Below are 17325 nucleotides of genomic sequence, written 5' to 3' on the forward strand. Positions count from 1 at the left end.
CAGGGCTTGGATGGCTTCAATTCAACTGTCGGCCGCCGGCTTCTCAAGCAACACAGCTTCGTTGCATGATGATGTGGATAGTGGTGGAAGGGGTCCTGCCGCTTTGGACGAGAGCGAGGATACGCGGGTGCGGAGAAGACGTGGCGGCGGCAAGCCTACGATTGCGGATGTCGCGCAGCGAGCAGGTGTTGGAGCGACTACGGTTTCGCGCGCCCTGAGAGAGCCTGACCGAGTGTCCGAAGACCTTCGCAACCAAATTGCTGCGGCGATCGATGAACTTGGGTATATTCCCGACCGCAACGCTCGCGCACTCGCCTCAGCGAGGGACGACATCGTCGCTGTTTTGAACGCGAACGCCGACTTGAGCTTGGTTTCGATCATGACTTCGGCGACGCGCGCGGCGTCCATCGTATCGGCACCACGGAAGCGGATATGAAGGGTTGGGACGCGGTCTCCACCTTCGCAAGCGCACTAGTGGCGCTTGGTGATATATCGACTTTGATCACCGCGGTAACGGCTACCGGCCCGGGTCAGATTACTGGCCTTGAACGGCAACAGATCCTTGTCGCCGCCGCGCAGTTTCGCCACCCGATTTGGGCGGCAAGCTTCATACTTCAGGCAATAACGCCGATACCTGCCGAATTCACGGATGATGCGTACTGGCCGGCGTAGACTCACGCACTCATCGCCCAGATGACTGCGCTGGAAGCGCTGAAGACCGCAGCAAGAAGAAACCAATCCATTGATCCCTCCCGGCTCGCTAGATGTACCTTATGTATCCCCTGGACCGCCAATTTGGCACCTTTCAGCTAGCTCGTCCCTTCAACAACGGTGTCATCACATGACGGTTTTTGAACTGGATTTCTGGCACATCCGCTTCAGCGCCCACAAATAGGCAAGCGCATCGTGGCGCGTGTCATTGTGGCCGTCTCCGATCTCCTCGATGACCTCGGCTATGGCGCCAAGGGTTTTGTTCAGCACTTCGATGCGTGTGGCCAGTTCCTTGCTGGCAGGGGTTCGAGCGGTTGCGCGCAAAACAAGCCGCCTTATGTGCGTAACCGGAAACGGGTGACCCGCTTCCTCGATTAGCTTGGCGATCGCCTCGAAGTCATCACCGCGTTGCTGCGTCATTGCCCCTCGCATGCCGGGGCGAAACTCTAAAACCCAAGCTGCCAGAAAAAAATAGCGCTCGCCGTGCCAAATGCTACGGCGACAAAAAAACCAGTCGGCCCAGTTCATTTGATTCCTCGCTAGAGGCCAACCAACCACAATATAGCACTGGCCACGGCGACTAGAGCTACGACGAAAACAGTGTCTTCGATGGTCATCGGCTTGCCGCGAACAGGGTGGCTTTCTCCATAGGCCAGTGTCCCCATAGGACGCGCGCCGGTTCCGGTTCCCACCAAAAACGAGCAAATGACAACGTTCTGAGCCTATGCGGGCCGTGCCATGGAGGCCGCTCGCAATCATCGGGCCACGATCTGATCCCAAATTTTTGGGTGTTCTGTTTTGTGGGAACCTGAATTGAACTACCGCCATTTTTGCCGAGCGGACGGAATGGGCGTGGTCTTACCTTTCAGTTGCGCCCATCAATGAGATTCATCGCCGTAAGGGTGGGTCTTCGAAAGTCCGCGAAGCGTGGTTGTTGATCCCCCTCCGACACACTTCAAAATGGCGCTGTCGACGGCGGGCCGGCAGGCCTTTTCAATCAAATAGACCTGGCAATCAGAGCTACGGTTCGCCGGCTTGGCTAGCCGCTTGTACCTCGGGCTGCCGGCGCATCGATCATTTTGTCGGAGAACACATGACCGGGCATAAATCCATGGCCATTTGAGATGCCCGATAGCGAAGCGTAGCATGAATCATGCTCTTCCGCCGCAAGTTGGCGGGAGCGCGTTTCAACACGTCAAAGTCAAGGCTGACGCGGGAACAGCTGGAACTGCGGACACTGTTTCCTCCGTTTGGGGAAAGGGTTAGGCGAATTCCTTCGTCTAAACGTCCCGGCCACTTCCGCCAGATTTCCCACCTACCATCCACGGCAGGGGTACACTGAAGTTTTCCAAAATGTTGACCGATTTCGCGAACTCGCAACAAGCCTGTCTGGCGGCGGAAAGTGGAAAGTGGAAAGTGGAAAGTGGAAAGTGGCTATCAAACGCTTGCTGACACGCGCAAGGGCCTTCTTGTAGATGGTGCCGCGGCGGTTCTTGGGCCACTCATAGAGAATTCGAGGACATCATCCAAGCGAGCTATCTCCTCGACCATGCTCTTTGCGGACTTTGCGAAAACAGTCTGACGAAACATCCGATCGCTCATCAGATCCTCCAAGTCGAACGAAAGCTGTACTCTAATCAGGCCAACTCCCGCGACGGCAGCGGCCTGAATTCAATACGTGTAGCGCAAGGGGGTTCACGCACGAACGCACCGAGCACTTGCGCTCCAGGCAATTCGATCAATTGAAAGAGGTGGCCACGTTCTTTCGTGGCAACGGTGATCTGTCCGGCCGCAAAACCGCACCTTGCCCGGGCGAGGGCCAGTTTATTGTGATACCCAACGTGGTTTTCGCCAAGCAATATTTGCGGTTCGAGGTTCCCTAAAGTGCCTCACTGAGTAATGCACCGAAGTAAGATGTCATGGGTGCTCTCAAGAGCAAGCCTCCGCTGCTCGCAAGCCTGTAGTGTCGGAAATCCTCGTTCCCAGAGCTGGTAGGTAACTTCCCCGGTGGCTTCAACAGCACCCATCAGCGAGTACCCGCTTTCCGGCACGGCAGGAGGTGCCGACGACGTACAGCCGGCACCAGTAAGGAGGATGGCCGCTCCGCCGAGCACTTGCAATCTGCCCATAATCCCCTTCACTCCCAAGACATAGAATTGCGCGGGTGGCATGTGAATGCCCGCCGTCGTCCAACGGCAAACTACCTTTCGTCGCCGGCGAATGTGACCGACTTTAGGCGAGAATTGGCGTTTTTGAAACTGAACAGCCAGCGATGGTATGTTTCGATTGCGGGTCGGGAGGGGTTCCACTATCGCAAGATTTGACTATTGACGCTCCTTCCGCCGAAGGTGGGGAACGCCGTTTTAGGGCTTCCGACAGCCGACGAGTCCCATCACCATTGCGGGGCCAAGACCCGGAAGGGGCACCCGTGCAGGGCTAGGCCAGTCGGGGGCAAGAAGGGGTGCAAGTTCCATGGGGGAATGTCGAGCAGCCCTAAATCGGTCGAGGGCAAGGCGCCCATTGCAGAGTCCCAACGGGCACGCTGGCAGGCTAGCCGGGGGACCGACAAAGACCCCATGAGGCTCGCACCGGGGTAGATTGACCAGACATCGGTGGCCGTTGAACAAACAGGTGGTCCCGAAATGCCGCCAGCGTGAACCAATGTGACGGTTGTGAGGGCAGCTATCCATGCAAGAATTATCCTAGTCATGTAAGCCTCCTTTGTTGCTTCGCAGGGATACGAAGTGTCGGTTTTCAACCTGGCCTCTAACCCTGTGGACGATAGATTGCCATGCAGGCGTGATGACAGCGTTTGACGGGCGTGAAAGGCTGATGCTCGGTCTGCAAGTGCTACGGGCGTTAGCAAACCAGATGCTCGCGAAGCTAAAATAATGGCCCGACATTCAAACAGCGACTCACCAGCGGGCGTTTGACGTCCGGGCGGTATCCGCGACTCCAAAAGCGCAGACGCCTCTCGGCGGGCAGATATGGCCGAAACAACGACTGAGGATCCGTTGAGGGTGAGGCGCAGGCTTGCAGGAGAGACCAGAAGCACCGCGACAAGGCCGATTGCGCCGGCCAGGGCGATGACGTGAATGGTCTTCGTCATCGGGCCTAAATAGGTGCCGGGTCCGCGATTTCAACAAACCGGGCTGTCTGGCGATGCTGAAAACGGCGGTAGAGCGGCGGCTATCAAGCCGGTGCGCCTCACGGCGCGTGCCCGTCCGTCCCCCCCCCCCCCAAAGCCCCCACGCTGGGGCCTGCTGGCCAGCCCCTCGACCGGCAGGCCTGTCTGTTGTAGCTGATAGGCCGAATGGAAGGCACGACCTCAACAGAATGATCAGGCGTACGTTGACCGCCTGAAACGTTCGATTGATGGGCTTCGGTCGCGTCTGCCACCAAATTGGCCACCCGCCGCGCGGATCGACAATCGTACTAGCGGCGGCGTGATGGCCAGAGTTGGGCTCCTAAGCCTTCTCAACTTCCTTCAGTGTCATTCATCTTAACGCAAGATTGATGACCGTTTACCTCATGGCATTCTCTTCCCGCAATGCCGCCAGCATAAACCAATGTTACGGTTGTGAGGGCTGCTATCCATGCAAGAATGATCCTGATCATGTAAGCCTCCTTTGTTGCTTCGCAGGCGGAGAGTAGGTCTGCAACCTGGCGCCTCTAAACCGCCTCCGAACGATAGATTGCCATGCAGGCGTGATGACAGCGTTTGACGGGCGTGAAAGGCTGATGCTCGGTCTGCAAGCGCTACGGGCGTTAGCAAACCAGATGCTCGCGAAGCTAAAATAGTGACCCGACACTCACTCAGCGACTCACCAGCGGGCTATTGTCGTCCATGTGGTATCCGCGCCGACTCCAAAACCGCAAACGCCTCTCAGCGGGCAGATACGGCCGAAAAAGCGACGGGTGATTGGTTGGGAGTGAGCCGCAGACTGGCAGTGCGTGCTCTGTCTCTGTAACTTGTTGGCGGCGCAGTTTGGGCAAGGTAATGTCGGCCTTGCCAATGTGAGTGCGGAAGGGCCCAGCTATGATGCAGCACACCAATGCACTGTTGCATGGCAACGTTTAGCTTCATCATCCTGTCCTTTTGGGTCGCCGACCATGCCGCCGTGGTTCAGCCGTAGCCGATAGGAACAGGATTTTTTGCCGGGTGCGCGGCGGTCAACATATGCATGCTGAAGCGGAACAGCAGACGAAAAAGAAAGGCTATCTCGACGCGAGGCAAACAAAAACCCCAGCATACTGCCGGGGTTCTGAGTTGTTCAGTTTCGGGCCAATGGCGAGGCCTTCAGCCCTTCAGGCGGTCGTTGCAGAGGCTGTAGTAGCCGCCGCCCTTCTGGATCCACTTGATGCCGCCCAGCGCGTTTGCGTCCTTGAGCGCATAGTACTGCTCCAAGCATGTGTGCATTCGGGCCTTGCCAGGAGTCTCACTGGAGAACTTGCCTGCGACGCTGCGAGGGAACTTCATGCCCCTGGGGGCAGCGGTCGTCGGCTTTTCAGGCTCGCTGGTGTATTGTGCCTCGGTCGGAGCCGGCACGCTGTCATCATCAGATGCGTCAGCACCGCAATTCGCCTTGCGGTAACTATTCCACTTAAGTCCACCGAGCGTCCCGGCATCCTTGGCGGCTTGATACTTCGCGCTGCATTCCTTCATGGACAGCCCTGCCGGAGCTGCCGCCGCCTTATCTGAGGCTTTCGCGGGCTTTTTTTCAGTTGCCGCCTTCTTGGCGGGCTTGGCAGGCTCGGGCGTTGCGCTGGCATCTGAGCCGCACTGATTGTGACGGAACTGGTTCCAGGTCAGGCCACCTAAGGTGCCCGCGTCTTTCGCCGCGTTATATTTGGCACCGCATTCTTTCATGGTGAGAGCGCTGGCAGGCGCCGCCATGAACACGCCGAGCGCCACTGCCCCGGCCAAGCTCAGAAACCGAACGTTCAACATGTGAATCTCCCGTTGCTTCCCCGCGCACGTAAAAGATTCCACGCATTGTGACGGCGAGCAATGGATTTCGATCTGGGGGCCTTGGCGGCGAATGAGGAGAGGGTCGAATAGCAGCGTGGCCGCAAGCGTCAAGAAGAACGCAAAGATCAAAAGGCCCGGCAATCGCGCCATCGCTTTCCGGAGCGGCCGTCTTCTACCCAATGCGGACGCCCCAGGTCGGCAATACGAATTGCCGCGGCCGAAAGGTGGCGGGCTTTTTCCGCGTTCAGGCTTCAGCGCCGGACAAATGCCTGCTCGGAAATTCTTCCAGGCAGGCAGTTGCATCGCGCACGGTTGTTTGTGTGCCTGCGGGTGGGTGGAGTACCGACGCAATGCTCTCTTGTAGGATGTAAGGCGTTGCGCCGGCGCTCTACCCCATCAGCCCGAACGCGCGGCAAGTAACTCGATCAATGGATTGACGATGCCCATTTTTGCAGCCCGTTGAGATGTGTCGGGCGATCGGAATCCTCAGGCATTTGCAAGGCAACGCGCCCGGCCTTGCCAATCGGTAAGCAGGGAAATTGCCGCCGACCTTGAGCCGGGCGCGCGATCCGGGTCGCAGGCTGTGGGGCGATGACCCGGATGGCATCAGCATGTGCCACTCACGTTAATGAGCCATGGAAACGCAAAGCCAAATATTACCTGCTTCCAATTTTTTGTTTTGGTGGCGGCAACCATCGCAGCGTCGCGCTACCTGCCGAAAGGTGGCGGCGCTTTTTCTTTTTTTATGGGAAACTGGAAGAAGCGGTTTCCTAGACAGGGCCCGAATCTGCCGTTCCTGAGTATTTTATGGGCTCAAAGCCATGGCTTTAAGTTCCTTGCGGGCCGTCCCGAACGTCCCGAGTTGGTAGACCGACGCCCCTGTGGGCGAGAAAGTGAAGACTTCAAACGGGGCAGCTACTAACTGATCGAGGTAGGCAGCGTTGCCCACACCAATGGTAACGTGCGGATTGAATTTCTCTCCAGCTGCGACCGTAGTGAAATTGGCAACGTATTCGATCAAGGACTTCTGGATATCTTTGCCGCCCTCGGTGCTCACAAAGGCTGTGGGCGTCCCAGTCTTCGCTGTGTACGGAGCAACCGCTTCGATCAGCTTGTTCTGCAGCCGGCGCAAGTCCGGTGTCGGCTCGACGACAATACCGCCAAGGCCGAACTTGCCATCGGGAATGTAGTAATATTTTACTGCCTTGAGTTTCCATGCCGTGGGATGCTCGGCCGCAATAGCACTGTTGGCAACAGCATAGACCTTGTCGAGATCAGCTGTTCGGACGAATTGCTGCAACAGGGTGACATGCGGATGGTGCGTATCGTCCAGCGCGAAGCCCTTCGGGAAATCCTTGAGTAGGAGGGCATTAGCGGCCTTCGCATGTTCGATCATCGTGGCATCGGGTTCTAGGGCAATATCGATGGCAGTTACCACGTTATCGTCAGCTCGCGATGCTTGGTCAAAGCTCAAAAAGGCCGACGCGCCGACTAGCAGCGCGACCATCAACTTCCAAGGGTCGGACATTGGGAGACTCCCATGGTGTCATAGCAAATTGCGGTGATGACGCCCCGTGCACCCAATTCCAGCTTACTGCCGAACGCGCTGAATTACTATTGTACGCCTCCATCCGCTGCACGGGTGGGGCTTCGGTGTCCGCTCGCATCTACCAGAGCCTGCCGGCCGCCTGCTGGCAGGTCGTTTGGTTTCTAGACAATCGTCGGCGGGTCTCTCAACCGCGCTGAATCATCTATGCATCAAGCCTTGCCCGCGATGGCCCATAGCGCTTGATCTGGTTGTGTTGCCAGCGACCGTATATCGAGGTGACAAACTAGATGGACAGACTTTCGCGCGCCCACTTGTGAAGCCGATTGGCCCGGGGTGAGTTGAATAACTCGTCGAGCGTGAAACAGTCAGGTACATACGGCGCCAAACCGTTCGGAACCCACTGCACCCACAGACACGGGTGGTCTATGTCGAACACGGCTTGCCAGGTGCCACGTTCGTCTCCTGCGATGTCACAAACCATAAGAGCCATGGCGGTCTCCTTTTGGGAGAGACTGCCCGAGGCCGTACGGCTTCGCTATCGCTAGATTTGGCGGTTGACCTGCAACCAATGCCAGCCGCACTAGGCAGAAATTGGCCACAATATAGAACAATCCTGACAGGTGACCGAAGACACAAAGGATTGGTCAAGTGAATCTTGCAACCCGCTCACTGCACGTGGCGTTTGTACTTGCGGCATTTGGCTGCGTTAGTGTCAGCCTGGCGTTAGTCGAAACAAAACTCGTCTACGGACCGCCAGTGTCGGACGCCAACAGGGCCTGGTACGCCTGTCTATTTGGTTCTGCTGAGGCAGCGGTGGGCAAATTGGGGCGCGATGCGGCAGCATCGTCAATAGCGGAAACGGCACTTTCCGCATGTACCGACGGCGAGGACATTGTCAGGGAAGCGATGTTGAACGACTCGGTTTATTTCGTGTCGGTCGAAACTCAGATCGAACGGATCAAGGAACAGTTCCGTGACGCAATTGAATGGGATCTGGCGCATCGGAAAAAATGAAAGCTTCGGCGCCGCCCGGCCGGCGCCCCTTTCAGATCAACGACATCTGCCCTTCTTCAGTTGCGGGAGCAGCCGGCTTGTCGACGATCGTCAGCAATTCGTCGGGCAGGGGGCGTTGCAGGGCTCTTGCTTCCGACCATGGCGTGTCAGCCAGGTCTGTATCTCGTCGGCTGTGGTGAGGATGACCGGCATCGCCTTGGGATGGATCGGCTTGACGATGCCGTTGGGGTCGGTGGTCAGGAAGCCGTAGACCTCCCAGTCAAACACGCCGTCTCGGATCGTGCGGGCGCCACGCCAAGGCGTCCATAGCCCAGCAAAGACGGCGAGAGGTCGGTTCTCGTTCAAGGCAAACCAGAAATTGCGGTGCCGGCCAGTGTCTGGGTCTTTGTCGCTCTCGTGCGGGCTGGGCTCGGCGAAGCTGGAAAACGGGACAACGCAGCGATTTTCGATGCCGAGGTACGGCGCCCAATGTTTGCTTGTCGTGGCGCGAATGTTGGTGACGCCGCTGTCGGGCTCTTTCTTGAGCAGATCGTCGAAGTCGACGGGCTTGCCCTTGGCTTGGAGTTTCTGGGCGCGTTTCTTGGTGGCCTCGAGCAACACCTTGCCCGAGGTCGGCATGCCCCAATTCAGCATCGCCAATTGCCGGCGCCCGTCGAAGTTTCGAACCACTGGCCCGTTGCGACCGGGGTAGACGTCCAGCGTCGGCTCAAGATTGCCAGCGATATCGTCGAAGGCCTTGGTCAGACCGCGCAGCTCATCTTGGGTCGAGGAGATGTTGTAGAGGTTGCACATGGGCCAAACGTGCCCTGTCACGCCGTGGGACGTCAAGCGAGAGAGGTTGTTCTGCTTTCGCCGAACAATCGGCGATGTTATGTTTTGATTGCGGGTCGGGCATTCACTGTTCTGGAGAAGGGCATGGCAAGCAATCCCAATCGCCGTCAGGTGGTGCAGATCATGGTCGGGGGCGGCGTTGCGGCAACGCTCCTTCTGCCGACCAAATGGACCAAGCCGTTAATTCAGACCTTCATCGTGCCGGCCCACGCTCAGGCCTCGCCGCCGAGAACGACCGTGGCAACGACCACGCCTGCAGGTTCAACGACCCCAGAAGAGACAACTACGACCCCAACCCCAACCACGCCTACGACTACAACCACGACTACGACACCCATATCCCCCCAGACTAGGAAGAGAGCGGTAGACAAGTCCCTTGCTGTGGGGTCCCTTGCGAGGCAATGGGGGGGTGCGCTTTATCGCCGGAAAGCTGCCCTTACGCTAGCGTGATGTGAATTGACTCCGGAAGGGGTTTGTTCCTATTTCGTTCTCATGCCCGCGCCGAACAAATCAATGCCTTTTCCGCTGTCCAACCTGAATGATGGCCGGCAACTCGTGCGCATCCGTTGCGCCTACTGCAAGCGCAACCATCACTATTTCCCGTCCGATCTCATCCAGATATTCGGCGACGTCGATGTCGACTCGCTCATCGGCCGAATGAAGTGTGAGGCGGGAGACCACGGCTTTATGAATGTCGAGGCGGTCTATCCGAGCGGCAAGGAAGCGGTCGGGCTAAAGATCAGGCGCTTGGTGTCGATCAAGATCCGACGCGTTCCGGTCTGGCGGGAGGAATGACAGCTGCCAAGGAGCGCCGCCGATGCCGTCGGAATTCCCCTCCGATGAGGTTGGTCGTCTCGTGCGACAAGTGCGGGATGCGAAAGCAATACGACAGGGACGCCGTGCTTCGAGCATGCGGAGACCGCACCCTGGCGCATCTGCTTGATGAGATTGTCGCGCGGAGCGGTTGCCCTAAGGCCAACAGCTGGAGCGTTTATGACCGATGCGGCGCGAAGTACGACGAACTGCTGGCGTTGGCGGGCGGGCGGCAAGAAGGCGGCGGGAACCCCTACCGCAAGGCAAAGGGCCTACTGCTTCGTTGTCCACCCGAATGTAGCGATTACTTCGTCGTGGGTGGCGCCATTTTCGGCGGCAAGCGTTGCTCCAGCCTTTCGAAGGCCATGCATCGTGCAGTGGTATAGATCTGCCTGGTTGTTGCCGAGGCCATCACCCGTAAATGGGCGCCCCAAGTCGTTCGCGAGGAAGGCCAGATCGCCGCACTCTGGCGCGTGCAGCTCGCGATCGCCGCCTTTGCCATCTACGGCATCAAGCGCCGGAACGATCTGTTCAAGGCGGTGAAGGGGCTCAGGGCGGAGTTCGGTGAATGAGGCCGGCCCCCGTCGCCGTAGCCGCCGCCTACGATCGCTCAATCGAACAAGCGCACTTTGCCGCACAGATCACCCAGGAGAATGACGATGCGGGCAACGCAGCTGAGAAATGGCGTGCTGAGCTTCACCGCTGCACTGGTGGCGGCGACTTCGAAACCGGCGCCTGCCAGCAGATTTTTAGCGGTCATTCATCGACACGTAGCTTGGCCGGCGCCTCCTGGCTGGTATCGCCAGCGACAATTTCGGCAAGAACAGCGTCCTTTGTGCTGATGACAGGATCGCATCACTCCATGCCTGGCACTTCGCCGTGCTGGTATAGAATCTTCGGCTCGCCATATTCGCCAATGGCCGAATTCACCTCGCGAACCCAAGCGATAACTCCGATGTGATGGTCCTCGATCATCTTGGCGAACCGGACCGCTGCTTCGCCGCTTTGCATTTCCCGTGGCTCAAATGCCCTACGAAGCTCGCCGTCGTCGTCGCGGTCGAAGGCGGCGACCACAATCAGCTTGTCGGGTGGCGGTCGGTCCTGCATGCGGCGCTCCAACTTGGCCGGCGCCTCCCGGCCGAGTCTTCCAAAGTTGCGCCGGCCTGCGGACAGACTGCCGCCGCGCAGAAATATTATCAGTGTGCCGATGTTGGCTCAAGGTTGGCTTAGCTCTCTGCCGACTGCTTTTGACCGCAATTTCGGACCTTCGCGACGAAGATCGTCGATCTCAAGAGCAGACCGTACGCTCAGGTCGAGCCTGTTGGTCGAGCGACGATCTGCGCGGGATCCTACTGTTCTGGAAGGCAGAGGATGGACCACTTTGTGAATGGTGATGCACTCGCTCATAGCGACGTACGGCCGTGTCGCTTACTCTCAGCATCTCAAGTCAAAAAGGCCAGATCGTGAGTTCAAATCGAGACGATTTCTCTGAGGCAACAAATGGGGCTCTCGCTGGGCGTTCAGGGCATCGCTGTTCGATCTGCAAGACGCCGACGATTGGGCCAAGCGATGAGTCGCCTGTTGCGTTCATGAATGTCGGCATCGCGTTTCACATCGCTGCAGCAGCGCGGGGACAGGGCACGAAACGATACGATCCTTCGCTCACGCCAGAATATCAGGTATCGACAACGGGATATGGTTGTGCCCTGATTGTGAGACCGAGGTCGGGCTGATCGCCATCGGGCTCGTCGCTGGCGGACAGGTTGTCCACTTCAGTGCGTCCGGCCTGCACTTGGCGCTCTTCTTGCAGGATTCGGCAGAGGATCTGTTCACGTTCGTCCGCCGTTTCGACACGCAGTCGCCGCTGTCCCGATACGTTCTACTGAGTGAAATCGGACTCGGCGGACTCCTTGCAGAAGCACCAGAAGTCGCGCGGGAAGGAGCGTGGAGTGTGGGCAGCGTCCAGGATGTTGTGAACCTTCACATCTAGCCGTTGGGACCGCTGTTTGCTGGAACCTTAACCTCGGGCATCGCGCCGATCAACATGCGGGCATATTCGCTTGTCGGGGAGTCGAAGATGTCGGCGCAATCGCCTTGTTCGACGATTTCACCGCGGTTGATCAGCGCCACGCGATCGCAGAGATAGCGCACTACCGCCAAGTCGTGGCTGATGAAGAAATAGGTCAGACCCAGGCGATCCTGTAACTCGCACAGGAGATTGAGAACCTGCGCCTGCACCGACACATCGAGCGCAGAGGTCGGCTCGTCGAGAAGAAGCAGCTCCGGACCTGAAGCCAGGGCACGCGCGATGCAGATGCGCTGGCGTTGGCCCCCGGAGAACTCGTGCGGATAGCGATGCAGGTGCTGCGAGCCCATGCCGACAAGCGAGAGCAGCTCGGCTGCGCGGTCGCTGCGTTGTCGGTTTGTCAGGCCCAAGGTTTCGTGGTGGATCACCAATGGCTCGGTCACGATGTCGTAAACCGACATGCGCGGATTGAGCGAGGCATAGGGATCCTGGAAGACGATCTGGACGCGTGCGCGCAACCGACGCAGCTCGGCATCGGACAATTTCCCGAGGTCCTGGCCTTGCACACGGATACTGCCCGAAGTTGGCGTTTCCAGATGGAGGATGGAGCGGGTGAGGGTCGTCTTGCCCGAACCACTTTCGCCCACAAGGCCAAAGCTCTCGCCCTTGCGTATGCTCAGCGACACGTTCTTTAGCGCCTGGACTTCTGGCGATGTGCCGAAGATGCCGCGACGCCCTGGGTAGATCTTCGAGACGTTGTCGATCTCAAGCATGATCTCAGTCATGGACGAGCGCCTCCATTTCATTCACACGAATGCAGGCGGCAGCATGGCTGTCGCCAACCGGCACTGGTGCCGGCGTGGCTGCGGTGCACGCGGGTAGCGCGAACTGGCAGCGCGGCGCAAAACGGCAGCCCGGCGGTGGGGTGAGCAGGTTCGGCACTGATCCCGCCAATCCGCGAAGCTCACCGCGCTTGGTTTCCCGGGTCGGGATCGCCGACATCAGCGCGCGTGTATAGGGATGGACGGGATTGCCGATCACAGCAGCGACCGGACCGCTTTCGACGATGTTTCCCGCATACATGACAGCAACATGGCTGCATGTCTGGGCGACGACGCCGAGATTGTGGGTGATCAACACGACGCCCATGTTGAAGTCTTTGACGCTGTTTTTGATGAGCTCGAGGATCTGGGCCTGGACGGACACGTCGAGTGCCGTCGTCGGCTCGTCAGCGATGAGAAGGTCAGGGCGTCCAATCAGCGCCATGGCGATCAACACGCGCTGGCGCATGCCGCCGGAAAACTGATGCGGATAGCTGTCGAGCCGCTCCTGCGCATTGGGGATGCCGACGCGAGCCAGCATTTCCCCGGCCATCTTGCGTGCGGCAAGGCGCCGTGCGCGCCGCCCGGCATTGGGCGGGCAACCGATAACTTCAGGATCGCGATCGGCAGCAGCCAACGCCACGTCGACGAGCTGTTCGCCGATGCGGAAGGCCGGATTGAGGTTCGTCGTCGGGTCCTGGAAGATCATGCCGATGCGCTTGCCGCGCAGGCGCTGCATTTGGGCCGGGCTGAGCTTGAGAAGATCCTGGCCTTCGAGCAGGATCTCGCCCGCCGAGTAGTACGCAGGTGGAGTTGGCTGCAGGCGCGAGACCGACAGGCCAGTTAGCGATTTGCCGCAGCCGCTTTCTCCGACGAGCCCCCAGATCTCACCCCGGTTCACGGTGAGATTGATCCCGTTCAGGACATGTGCTCGACCGTCAAAGCTGGACATCCTGAGGTGTAGGTCGCGGATGGCAAGGAGTGGTTGGGTCATCTCAGCGCCTCGCCTTTGGATCGAGGATGTCGCGCAGGCCGTCACCCAAGAGATTAAAGCCGAACACCGCCAAGAACATCGCCATGCCAGGCGCCATGGCCGTCCACCAGTAATCGGGCATGTAGGAGCGCGACACTGAAAGCAGGGTGCCCCACTCTGGAGTTGGCGGGCGAACGCCGATGCCGATGAACCCGAGGCCTGCCACGGTCAGGATGGCAAAGCCCATGTCGAGCGACATCTTGACGATGATCGGCGAGACGACGTTGGGCAGGATGTGGCGGAAGAGGATGCGTTTCGGTGTGGCACCGAGCGCACGGGCTGCCGTTACATAGACCTCCTCGCGCGCGGCAAGGACCTCGCCGCGGACCAGTCGCGCATAGCCGGGCCACCATGACAGAGCGATGGCAATGACCATGTTGCCGAAGCCCGACCCGAGTGCCGCGGCAATCGCCATGGCAAGGATCAGTCCGGGGATGGTCAGCGTAAGGTCGGTCAGCCGCATCAGCACTTCGTCGACCCAGCCGCGGGCGAAGCCAGCAATGGCCCCGACCAGCGTGCCGATTACCGAGCCAATGAGCACGACGCCGAAGCCCGCGAGTACCGAAACGGTCGTGCCGGCCATGACGAGCGACAGCACGTCTTGGCCGAGCTCGTTGGTGCCGAAGGGATGGGCCGCTGACGGCGCCAGGAAGCGGGAAGCGGTATCAACGCTGCCCGTGACATGGTTGGGGTAGGGGGCGAGCGCGGTGCCAAAGATGGTGAAGAATATGACCAGCGCGACGATGACCGCACCAAGCATCGACAGCTTGCTCTGCGAAAAGCGGAAGAAGGCGCGGCGCAGCCTGTCGCGGCGGGGTGTGGCGAGATCGTCCGCAATGTTGTGCTCGGTGGTGGTCATGAATAACGGACCTTGGGGTTGATGACGCCGTAGAGCAGGTCGATGATGAGGTTGGCGAAGACGAAGAGCAGACCGATCACAAGCGCCACGCCGATCACCGGCATCATGTCCTGCGAGACAATGGCCTTGGTGGCGTAGAGGCCGAGGCCAGGCCAGTCGAACACCGTTTCAACCAGAACGGTGCCGCCAAGCAGCCAGCCGAAATAGAGGCCGATCACCGTCAGCGTCGCCGAAACAGCGTTGCGGGCGACGTATTTGGTGATGATCTTGCGCTGGGGCAGGCCTAGCGCGCGCGCCGTCATGACATAGTCCTGCTGCATCACCTCGATCGTCGAGGCGCGCATCATGCGCATGATGGTGGCAAGCGGGGAGAGCGACATGGCTATGGCCGGCAGCGCTAGGTGGCGCAGCGACATGAAGAAGGTATTCCAATTGCCTGCGATCAATGAATCGATGGTCAGAAAGCCGGTGACGAAGCGCGGCGGGATGACGATAATCGGCAAGCGGCCACCGAGCGGCAGCCACATCAACCACATGGCAAAGCAAAGTTGCAGAAGCAAGCCTAGGAAGAAGCGCGGCATCGAAATCGCTCCGATGGCACCCACCTGGGCGAGATAATCCGGCCAGCGGTTGCGCCAAACGGCAGTCACGAGGCCAAGCGGGATGCCGACCGCCACAGCGATGAACATCGCCGCGAACACGAGTTCGAGAGTGGCGGGAAGGTAGGCCTTAATATCGGCAGCGACGGGACGGCGCGTGAGTAGTGACGTGCCGAGGTCGCCATGGACCAGGCCGGAGACATAGGTGCCGTACTGCACCCAGATCGGCTTATCCAGGCCGTACTCCACGGCAAGTGCTGCGATTTCGGCCTGCGTTGCGTTCGGCCCAGCAGCGAGCGCCACCGGATCGCCTGGAAGAAGGCGGGCGATGGCGAACATGATGACCGTCAGTCCGACGATGACCGGTATGAGCAGCAGGAGCCGCCGCAAGATGAAATGCAGCATTGCCGATGTCCTTTGGTTGGAGCTTTGGCGGGCCCGGAGGCCCGCCAAATGTTCGACTTAGCCGAGCGACAGGCCCCAGGCCTCGATGGCGTTGGAGGCGACCGGGGTGAAGTGGTAGTCCTTCACGGTGTCGCGCATGGCGAGCTTGCGACGCTCCAGCACGCCGAAGACGTCGGGGGCGTCCTCAACGACCTTCTTTTGGAATTCGCCGTAAATGGCGACGCGCTTGGCCTGGTCGATTTCCTTGCGGCCGGCCTCGATGAGAGCGTCGACTTCCGGGTTCTTGTAGACAGCGTTCTGCCAGGCGCCGTTGCGCGACGAATGGTAAGCCGCATAGGCGATGTTATCAGGGTCGCCATAGTTCGCCGTCTGGTAAACGGGGAACAGGTCCGGGAAGGTTTCGGGCGACTTGCAGGCGGTGACCATGTCGGGCCAGTTCATCGGCACGATCTCGAGCTCGATGTTGAGCTGCTTGAGGCTGTCGAGCATGATGAGTGCCCAGCGACGCTGCTGCTCAAGACCCGAGACGTGGTACATCTTGAGCTTGAAGCCGCCTTCCGGCTTGGCCGACTTCGCCATGTATTCCTTGGCCTTGGCCATGTCGGTGCCGTAAGCGGCGAGGTTGGCGTCGAAGCCGAGGATTCCCATCGGCAGAGGGCCTTTCATCAGGTCGGCATAGCCCGCGGCGTCGAGGATCGCCTGGTAGTTGGTGGCGTAGGAGATCGCCTTGCGCAGGTTGATGTCGGCGCAGGGGCCGTGTTGGGTGTTCATCTTGATCGAGAAAGTGCGGTATTCCGGCTCGATGACGCTGACGACGCCGGCTGCATCCTTCAGTGCGTCCATGTCCTCGCTGGTGAGGTCGGTGGCGATATGGGCCTCGCCACGCTGGATCATCAGCCGCTGGGTGGCCGTTTCACGCACGATCTGCCAAATCACGCCTTCGAGGTTGCCGCCTCCGGCCTGCCAGGCGTCAGGCGTACGGGCGAGCTGGTAGAGCGTGCCGACTTCGAAACGGGCGACGGTGAACGGACCGGAGCCCGCAGTATTGGTCATGAGGTAGGTTTCACCTGAATCACTGCCGAGATTGGCCTCGACCACCGCCTTCTCGACGATGAAGATCCACGGCAGCACCTGCAGGAACGGCGCGAAGGGGGCGGTGAGCTTGAACTTGACTGTACCGGCGTCGACGGCGGTGACCCCCTCGGCGGTGACGATGTCGCGGATCATCCAGGAGTTACCCTTGGCGAGCTTCAGCGCGCGGGTGAAGGAGTAGACAACGTCGTCGGCGGTGACGGGGTTGCCGGATTGGAACTTGGCGGCCTTGTTCAGGACGAAGGTGAATTCCGTGCCGTCGGGGCTGACCGTCCAGCTCTCGGCGATGCCCGGCGCGGGCACAGGCGGGTTGCCGGAGATGCGCACCAACGGGTCATAGACGTTGCGCATGAAGAACGAGGAGGAATAGCCGGCCGCGGTGTGCGGGTCAAAATTGGGGATGTCCTGGCCTGCGGCGATGATCAGGACGCCGCCCGACTGGGCGAAGAGCTGACGCGGAAAAATCGTGGTGGCGAGGCCCACGCCGGCAAGCGCCAGCAGGCCACGCCGCGAGATGTTGAACTGGTCAGAGGTCATTGCATTGCTCCTGTCGAATGTCTGGTCGTCATTGCAAATGGGCGGCGCCAGTTGGCCGGGCGC

General features: G+C 59.5%; 16 protein-coding genes and 1 pseudogene. 6 read left to right on the plus strand and 11 right to left on the minus strand.

Features of this window, described 5'->3' with window-relative positions:
* Positions 1-10 precede the first annotated feature (10 nt).
* The gene (locus AC1DLV_RS21255) at positions 11-436 is read left to right on the plus strand and encodes a LacI family DNA-binding transcriptional regulator (protein ID WP_476801937.1); all 426 of its coding nucleotides are present in this window, start codon (positions 11-13) and stop codon (positions 434-436) included.
* A complete protein-coding gene (locus AC1DLV_RS21260) occupies positions 433-672 on the plus strand; it encodes a hypothetical protein (RefSeq protein WP_476801936.1) in 240 nt (79 codons plus the stop codon). Before AC1DLV_RS21255 ends, AC1DLV_RS21260 begins: the two co-directional genes overlap by 4 nt.
* 165 nt (positions 673-837) lie before the next feature.
* Here the strand turns inward: AC1DLV_RS21260 and AC1DLV_RS21265 are convergent, their stop codons facing one another.
* Positions 838-1239, minus strand: a complete 402-nt coding sequence (locus tag AC1DLV_RS21265; RefSeq protein ID WP_476801935.1) for a hypothetical protein — start codon at positions 1237-1239, stop codon at positions 838-840.
* 1820 nt (positions 1240-3059) lie between these two features.
* On the opposite strand from AC1DLV_RS21265, the gene AC1DLV_RS21270 reads away from it, so the two are divergent.
* Positions 3060-3308, plus strand: coding sequence for an HGGxSTG domain-containing protein (locus AC1DLV_RS21270; RefSeq protein WP_476802001.1), 249 nt, complete (start codon positions 3060-3062; stop codon positions 3306-3308).
* Between the two features lie 1703 nt (positions 3309-5011).
* Here AC1DLV_RS21270 and AC1DLV_RS21275 read toward each other — a convergent pair.
* Positions 5012-5662, minus strand: a complete 651-nt coding sequence (locus AC1DLV_RS21275) for an antifreeze protein (protein WP_476801933.1) — start codon at positions 5660-5662, stop codon at positions 5012-5014.
* An 826-nt stretch (positions 5663-6488) separates the two neighbouring features.
* Positions 6489-7211 carry a 2'-5' RNA ligase family protein gene (locus AC1DLV_RS21280; RefSeq protein ID WP_476801932.1) on the minus strand — a complete coding sequence of 241 codons (723 nt, stop codon included), beginning with the start codon at positions 7209-7211 and terminating at the stop codon, positions 6489-6491.
* Positions 7212-7880: 669 nt separating this feature from the next.
* Here AC1DLV_RS21280 and AC1DLV_RS21285 point away from each other — a divergent pair.
* Positions 7881-8246 carry a hypothetical protein gene (locus AC1DLV_RS21285; RefSeq protein ID WP_476801931.1) on the plus strand — a complete coding sequence of 122 codons (366 nt, stop codon included), beginning with the start codon at positions 7881-7883 and terminating at the stop codon, positions 8244-8246.
* Between the two features lie 31 nt (positions 8247-8277).
* Here AC1DLV_RS21285 and AC1DLV_RS21290 read toward each other — a convergent pair.
* Positions 8278-9038 (minus strand): annotated as a pseudogene (locus tag AC1DLV_RS21290) (SOS response-associated peptidase).
* A gap of 206 nt (positions 9039-9244) precedes the next feature.
* Between AC1DLV_RS21290 and AC1DLV_RS21295 the strand changes: the two are divergent.
* Entirely contained in the window at positions 9245-9430 is a 186-nt protein-coding gene (locus tag AC1DLV_RS21295) for a hypothetical protein (RefSeq protein WP_476801930.1), read from the plus strand.
* 160 nt (positions 9431-9590) lie between these two features.
* Positions 9591-9872, plus strand: a complete 282-nt coding sequence (locus AC1DLV_RS21300; RefSeq protein WP_476801929.1) for a hypothetical protein — start codon at positions 9591-9593, stop codon at positions 9870-9872.
* Positions 9873-10500: 628 nt separating this feature from the next.
* On the opposite strand, the gene AC1DLV_RS21305 is transcribed toward AC1DLV_RS21300, so the two are convergent.
* The 7 genes from AC1DLV_RS21305 to AC1DLV_RS21335 all read right to left on the minus strand — a co-directional run bounded on the left by AC1DLV_RS21305 (position 10501) and on the right by AC1DLV_RS21335 (position 17262).
* Positions 10501-10650 (minus strand): hypothetical protein, encoded by a 150-nt coding sequence (locus AC1DLV_RS21305; RefSeq protein ID WP_476801928.1) that lies wholly within the window; start codon positions 10648-10650, stop codon positions 10501-10503.
* A gap of 95 nt (positions 10651-10745) precedes the next feature.
* On the minus strand, positions 10746-10997 hold the full coding sequence (locus AC1DLV_RS21310) for a hypothetical protein (protein ID WP_476801927.1): 252 nt from the start codon (positions 10995-10997) through the stop codon (positions 10746-10748).
* An 879-nt stretch (positions 10998-11876) separates the two neighbouring features.
* Positions 11877-12701 carry an ATP-binding cassette domain-containing protein gene (locus AC1DLV_RS21315; RefSeq protein ID WP_476801926.1) on the minus strand — a complete coding sequence of 275 codons (825 nt, stop codon included), beginning with the start codon at positions 12699-12701 and terminating at the stop codon, positions 11877-11879.
* Positions 12694-13731, minus strand: a complete 1038-nt coding sequence (locus tag AC1DLV_RS21320; RefSeq protein ID WP_476801925.1) for an ABC transporter ATP-binding protein — start codon at positions 13729-13731, stop codon at positions 12694-12696. The genes AC1DLV_RS21315 and AC1DLV_RS21320 overlap by 8 nt, the downstream gene beginning before the upstream one ends.
* 1 nt (position 13732) lies before the next feature.
* Entirely contained in the window at positions 13733-14629 is an 897-nt protein-coding gene (locus tag AC1DLV_RS21325; RefSeq protein ID WP_476801924.1) for an ABC transporter permease, read from the minus strand.
* A complete protein-coding gene (locus AC1DLV_RS21330) occupies positions 14626-15633 on the minus strand; it encodes an ABC transporter permease (RefSeq protein WP_476801923.1) in 1008 nt (335 codons plus the stop codon). Before AC1DLV_RS21330 ends, AC1DLV_RS21325 begins: the two co-directional genes overlap by 4 nt.
* A 57-nt stretch (positions 15634-15690) precedes the next feature.
* Positions 15691-17262, minus strand: coding sequence for an ABC transporter substrate-binding protein (locus AC1DLV_RS21335; protein WP_476801922.1), 1572 nt, complete (start codon positions 17260-17262; stop codon positions 15691-15693).
* Between the last annotated feature and the right edge of the window lie 63 nt (positions 17263-17325).

Source organism: Aminobacter sp. 01T433 (assembly GCF_056398585.1).

What these genes read in the sequence shown, in the direction of transcription:
- AC1DLV_RS21315 (WP_476801926.1), bottom strand. Translation starts at nt 12,701, where the DNA reads ATGACTGAGATCATGCTTGAGATCGACAACGTCTCGAAGATCTACCCA.
- AC1DLV_RS21335 (WP_476801922.1), bottom strand. Translation starts at nt 17,262, where the DNA reads ATGACCTCTGACCAGTTCAACATCTCGCGGCGTGGCCTGCTGGCGCTT.
- AC1DLV_RS21325 (WP_476801924.1), bottom strand. Translation starts at nt 14,629, where the DNA reads ATGACCACCACCGAGCACAACATTGCGGACGATCTCGCCACACCCCGC.
- AC1DLV_RS21295 (WP_476801930.1), top strand. Translation starts at nt 9,245, where the DNA reads ATGGACCAAGCCGTTAATTCAGACCTTCATCGTGCCGGCCCACGCTCA.
- AC1DLV_RS21275 (WP_476801933.1), bottom strand. Translation starts at nt 5,662, where the DNA reads ATGTTGAACGTTCGGTTTCTGAGCTTGGCCGGGGCAGTGGCGCTCGGC.
- AC1DLV_RS21310 (WP_476801927.1), bottom strand. Translation starts at nt 10,997, where the DNA reads ATGCAGGACCGACCGCCACCCGACAAGCTGATTGTGGTCGCCGCCTTC.
- AC1DLV_RS21330 (WP_476801923.1), bottom strand. Translation starts at nt 15,633, where the DNA reads ATGCTGCATTTCATCTTGCGGCGGCTCCTGCTGCTCATACCGGTCATC.
- AC1DLV_RS21280 (WP_476801932.1), bottom strand. Translation starts at nt 7,211, where the DNA reads ATGTCCGACCCTTGGAAGTTGATGGTCGCGCTGCTAGTCGGCGCGTCG.
- AC1DLV_RS21255 (WP_476801937.1), top strand. Translation starts at nt 11, where the DNA reads ATGGCTTCAATTCAACTGTCGGCCGCCGGCTTCTCAAGCAACACAGCT.
- AC1DLV_RS21265 (WP_476801935.1), bottom strand. Translation starts at nt 1,239, where the DNA reads ATGAACTGGGCCGACTGGTTTTTTTGTCGCCGTAGCATTTGGCACGGC.
- AC1DLV_RS21305 (WP_476801928.1), bottom strand. Translation starts at nt 10,650, where the DNA reads ATGACCGCTAAAAATCTGCTGGCAGGCGCCGGTTTCGAAGTCGCCGCC.
- AC1DLV_RS21320 (WP_476801925.1), bottom strand. Translation starts at nt 13,731, where the DNA reads ATGACCCAACCACTCCTTGCCATCCGCGACCTACACCTCAGGATGTCC.
- AC1DLV_RS21260 (WP_476801936.1), top strand. Translation starts at nt 433, where the DNA reads ATGAAGGGTTGGGACGCGGTCTCCACCTTCGCAAGCGCACTAGTGGCG.
- AC1DLV_RS21300 (WP_476801929.1), top strand. Translation starts at nt 9,591, where the DNA reads ATGCCTTTTCCGCTGTCCAACCTGAATGATGGCCGGCAACTCGTGCGC.